Genomic DNA, 4,667 nt, shown 5'->3' on the forward strand with positions numbered 1-4,667 from the left:
TGTGCTGCTTGAGCTTGCTCTTGTTCTTTTTGTGCTTGCTCTTGTGCTGCCTGTGCTTGTGCTACTTGAGCTTGCTCTTGTTCTTTTTGTGCTTGCTCTTGTGCTGCCTGTGCTTGTGCTACTTGAGCTTGCTCTTGTTCTTTTTGTGTTTGTTCTTGTGCTGCCTGTGCTTGTGCTACTTGAGCTTGCTCTTGTTCTTTTTGTGTTTGTTCTTGTGCTGCTTGTTCTTGCTGAGCTTGTGCCGTTTGAGACTGCTGCGCTTGTGGAGCTGCCTTTGCTACTGGCGCACTAGCTGTTTGAGATTGAGCTACTTGTGCCGTTTTAATTTTAAATTGTTCTCCAGGGAAAACTAAGTCTGATGTTAAACCGTTCCATTCTTTAATTTCTTCTACTGTTACGCCATAATGTTGACCGATTGACCACAAAGTGTCACCACGTTTTACAGTATGTACGATTTCTTTTATGCTAGATAAGTTTAGTGTCTGATTTGGATAAATTAGTGTTGATGTTAAGTTATTAGCATCTTTTAGCTCGTCTACGCTCACATTATGATTTTGAGCGATTTTCCATAAAGTGTCACCTTTTTGTACTTCATACGTTCCGCTTGTAGAGGCAGATGCTGCACCTACAAATCCTGCTGAAAGAATTGCCGTTGTCCCTAGAGTAAATACAAATTTCTTCATTTTCCGAATACCTCCTTATTTACTCAATGACTGAATGATACCACCTGTTCATTTCACTTCCATTACAGGAATATTTTACTTTTATTACGGATTTAATTAATTTTAAACATTTTCTTGTAATATTTCTGACAATTCATTTTTGAATAATGATTAAATTTCATCAAAATCATGTCAAAATTTGAAGAAAACTCTATAAAAAGTTGGAGTTGTATTCGGTGATAAAAGTAACTTATCAGCAAAAAAAACCTTCTAAAAGCAGTTAGCTTTTAGAAGGTTTTTTTACTTATATGAAACAGTTAAAGTTGGAGCGTATGCAGGATTGTCGCCCCCATAAATGTCAACTACGTCACTTAAAAAGTCCGCTGGACCTGAGCTTGACAAGCGAAACTGAGTTTTGCCGGTCCTATTCATATATCCCCAAAGTGAGGAAGGAAATTGAATAGTTGTATAGCCATTATTGAGTGAAGGCACTGACATTTGGAAGCCCGCTGAAATAGATGGTGAAGCCTGATAATCTATTTGTTCTAAAGCACTGCTAGTTCCAAATACACCGCTTTTAATATCGCCTTTCAAAGATGAAATATTACCAGCTGGAGATTTGCGATAAATTTTTAAAGATACATCCGTAATGATTGCATCATCAGGTAAAGAACTTGTGTCAAAAGATAAAATGGTTCGGTATGTGTCGGTATTGTACATTCCTTTATCCCCAACTTTATGAATAGAACTACTCATACCGTCAGCTGATAAGTTTCCGATAAATCCATCTTCAGCAGCAAGCGAAGAAAATACTGAAGATTTCTCTGAAGTTCCAGAAATTTGATAAACTTCCGTCTTTACTTCCTCTTGGTTGCCCGCTGTGTCTACACTAAAAAACTTTACTGTTTTGCTAGAGTTGATGGTAATAGGCTCAGAGTACTTTAGAGAATTAACAGTTGGTATGCTTCCATCTAATGTATAGTAAGTGGTGGCAGGTTCATTGGTCGATAATGTGACAGAAACAGAACTTCCATACGTTCCTCCCGCTGGTGAAGCAGCTGTAACCGGTGGGGATATATCTCCTGGATTAGGAGCATCACCACTTTTCGGATGGCTTCTAAAAAAGTTCCAGCTTAATTTAGTTGCATTTGGTCCTTTAGGATCTGTATAAGAACCGGATGTACTTCCCCCTGACCAAGCATGTCCCATTCCTTCTATCATGTACTTTTCCATTACTGTTTTTCCTGCTGTATCTTTGTAAATATATTGCGTATAGCTTCTTCCACCAGATACTGTACCTGTTGCAGTTTGATCTGCCGTATCATCAATATTGTTATTATCCAGCCCATCAGACGCTCTATCATTTGTTTGAGCCCATTGCGATAATATTTGATGCGCATTTATAGGCGCAACAGTGTAGTCAGCTGTCCCATGAAACAAAAGAACTGGAACCACTCGTTTATGATCTCCCATGGCTGAATAGGCTAAATCTCCTTGTTGGATAGGATTAGGACCTCCACTGCTCATTGCTGTATAAGCACCTGTCACATTAGTCGCTGCTTTATATTCTAAGCCAGCCCCAACGCTGATAGCCGCAAATATGTCTGGATAAGTAGCTCCCATAATAACACTCATAGCTGCACCAGCAGATAGCCCCCCAACAAAGACTTGGTCGGCATCTATTGAATAACTGCTTTTTATTTGATTGGCTATTCCAGCAATTAACGCTGGTTCACCGCTTCCCCTTGATTGATGAGCCGTATCAAACCAGTTCCAACACTTATTTGAATTAGCAGAAGAGGGTTGTTCTGGATAAAGAACAAGAAACTTCTCTGTCTCCGCCAGTTCATTCATTTGTGTTCCTGCTGCAAATTGATCAGGGTCTTGAGTACAGCCATGTAGCATAACTACTAGAGGTAAGGCAGCACCTCCCTGATAACTGCTAGGTACGTACAGTTTGTATGTCCTTCCGTTATATGTTTTAGAGGTAAAACTTCCTGCGGCTGAAGAAGATACAGCACCTAAAGATAAAAAAAGTATAAAAATCATCCCTGCTATAAATAATCGTTTCATCTTCCTGCTTCCTCCTTATATTGATATGGTTATACTTAGCAGCAAACGTACATATCGGTATGGTATGGAAATGAATAAGAGTTACTAGTAAGATGATAGCAAGGTTTTATGTAATAAAATTTATATTAACTGCACGATTTGCCTACGGTTATGAGGACGAATAAAATCATTCATCTCCCCAAAAAAGAAAACGCTTACATAAAATTGTAAACGATTGTACCGATAAATACTATAAAAAAGACATACCTTTTAAAAATAGGCCGGTATGTCTTCTATGGATTGCTTACTTAAGTATTCATATTGTGACTCGCTGCAATTTACCATAGCAATGGATTGAGGATAACGTTGTAAATGAGAAGGGAGATCCTTAAACCCAAACTGATGATAATATTCAGGAAGAATATCGCTATACAGCATAAAAATAGCACTGCGCTTCTCTATCTTCATCTTTTTAAAAAAGTCTTCAAGCATATCGCGGCCATACCCCATTCGTTGATAAAGCTGGTGTACAACAACCGATCCAATACCATGCAAAGCAAACTTTAATCGAGGAGTTTGTAAAAGAAGCAAAATAAATGAACCAATAATTTGATCCTCTTCATTTACGTATACATACCGAATTCCATATGTTTCTTCTTTTTGATTATCTCTCACATACTCTTTGTACGTCCTGCCTTTAGGCCATGCGGCATATCCCATTTGATAGACTTCTGCCAATTCTTCAGACTTTATTTTTCTTAATAACATGAACATCCCCTCTTTATTTATAATCCCATACGTCAGCAGACATTTTTATAAAGTTAAAAATAGTTCCTGTATGTATATATTATACTTCATCCTACGGAAGCTTTCTTGCTCTGAGTGCTATTAACAGCTAATATGTGAGCTACTTTCTCAAAAAACTAGAAAGATTCCTGATAGTTGTTCCTTACCCATAGCAGTCATATATGTAAAGATACTCTTTATCATTCCATAAAAACATAGAGATGTAAATGTATTTCCAGCTTCATTTAGCATTCATTACTTCATTACGTATTACTCATCACAAAAAGCATAGAAACTATGTTCTATGCTTTACAGTGAAAGTAATCATCATCTCTTAAGCTTTTTCGTTCTCTACATACTCTACTAGATGAAAGAAAAAACGATATGTAAGAACAAGAACTTCACCTATCGACATTTTTTCATTAAACTCTTTTATAGCATCTAACTCAATATTCACATCCCATAATCCATCTTTATCATTAAATAAAAGCTGGACGCTTGTTGGGCTTTCATTAAGTTCTTTAGCAAAAAATTGTTTTAGTAAAGAACCGAATTTTTTTTGCATATGTAGCCCCGTTAATACTTTATATGTGCCAAACATATCATCCACTTCAAAAGAACATCCATCAAGCTTAATAAATTCGAACCATTTTGATTCTACATATAGAAATTCGCTTCTGTGTTCTTTCAAGTAAGAAATGGGCGTGTCTAAAAATGAAAGAGGAGATTCTTCTGCGATCAGCTCGTCCGTTTCTTTATCTACTCTTTCGATATAAGAATCTTTAAAACGTAAAGATGCCTCTTTTTCTTCTATCATCAGGTTTTGCGGTACCAACTCTTTTTGCAACGCATATTCCTTTTCTTCTTGGTATAGAGATAAAGATTGACCTTGAACGTTCATTTTTTTTTCAATATAAGTTTGAATATTACTTTGTAACATAAAAAAACCTCCTGATTAATCTGCATCACTATCTTATATCATAACCTAAACAAGTGTTTATAAATATAGCCAAACAAAAAATCCTTAGGCTATGCCTAAGGATAATAATGATATATTTAAGTATGTATAAAAGATAATTTGGTTGCGGGGACAGGATTTGAACCTGCGACCTTCGGGTTATGAGCCCGACGAGCTACCGAACTGCTCCACCCCGCGATAATAAAAAT

At 36.8% G+C, this 4,667-nt stretch carries 4 protein-coding genes and 1 tRNA gene; all 5 read right to left on the bottom strand.

Annotated features, from left to right (window positions below):
* Positions 1-683 (bottom strand): LysM peptidoglycan-binding domain-containing protein (locus AC2YJL_RS27545; protein WP_487375091.1); only part of this gene is annotated, 683 nt, incomplete at its 3' end.
* A 279-nt stretch (positions 684-962) separates the two neighbouring features.
* Positions 963-2,735, bottom strand: a complete 1,773-nt coding sequence (locus AC2YJL_RS27550; protein ID WP_251569221.1) for an extracellular catalytic domain type 1 short-chain-length polyhydroxyalkanoate depolymerase — start codon at positions 2,733-2,735, stop codon at positions 963-965.
* A gap of 249 nt (positions 2,736-2,984) precedes the next feature.
* Complete coding sequence (locus tag AC2YJL_RS27555; RefSeq protein WP_195695502.1) at positions 2,985-3,482, bottom strand: GNAT family N-acetyltransferase; 498 nt, start codon at positions 3,480-3,482, stop codon at positions 2,985-2,987.
* A gap of 352 nt (positions 3,483-3,834) precedes the next feature.
* Positions 3,835-4,440: a hypothetical protein gene (locus AC2YJL_RS27560; protein ID WP_251569222.1), complete on the bottom strand. Its 606-nt coding sequence runs from the start codon at positions 4,438-4,440 to the stop codon at positions 3,835-3,837.
* A gap of 139 nt (positions 4,441-4,579) precedes the next feature.
* A tRNA-Met gene (locus tag AC2YJL_RS27565) sits at positions 4,580-4,656 on the bottom strand.
* Positions 4,657-4,667: the final 11 nt, after the last annotated feature.

Source organism: Priestia sp. SRI_019, from assembly GCF_057586255.1.

Bases quoted from the DNA above. Each gene is read 5' to 3' on its own strand.
- AC2YJL_RS27550 (WP_251569221.1), bottom strand. From the start codon at position 2,735: ATGAAACGATTATTTATAGCAGGGATGATTTTTATACTTTTTTTATCT.
- AC2YJL_RS27555 (WP_195695502.1), bottom strand. From the start codon at position 3,482: ATGTTATTAAGAAAAATAAAGTCTGAAGAATTGGCAGAAGTCTATCAA.
- AC2YJL_RS27560 (WP_251569222.1), bottom strand. From the start codon at position 4,440: ATGTTACAAAGTAATATTCAAACTTATATTGAAAAAAAAATGAACGTT.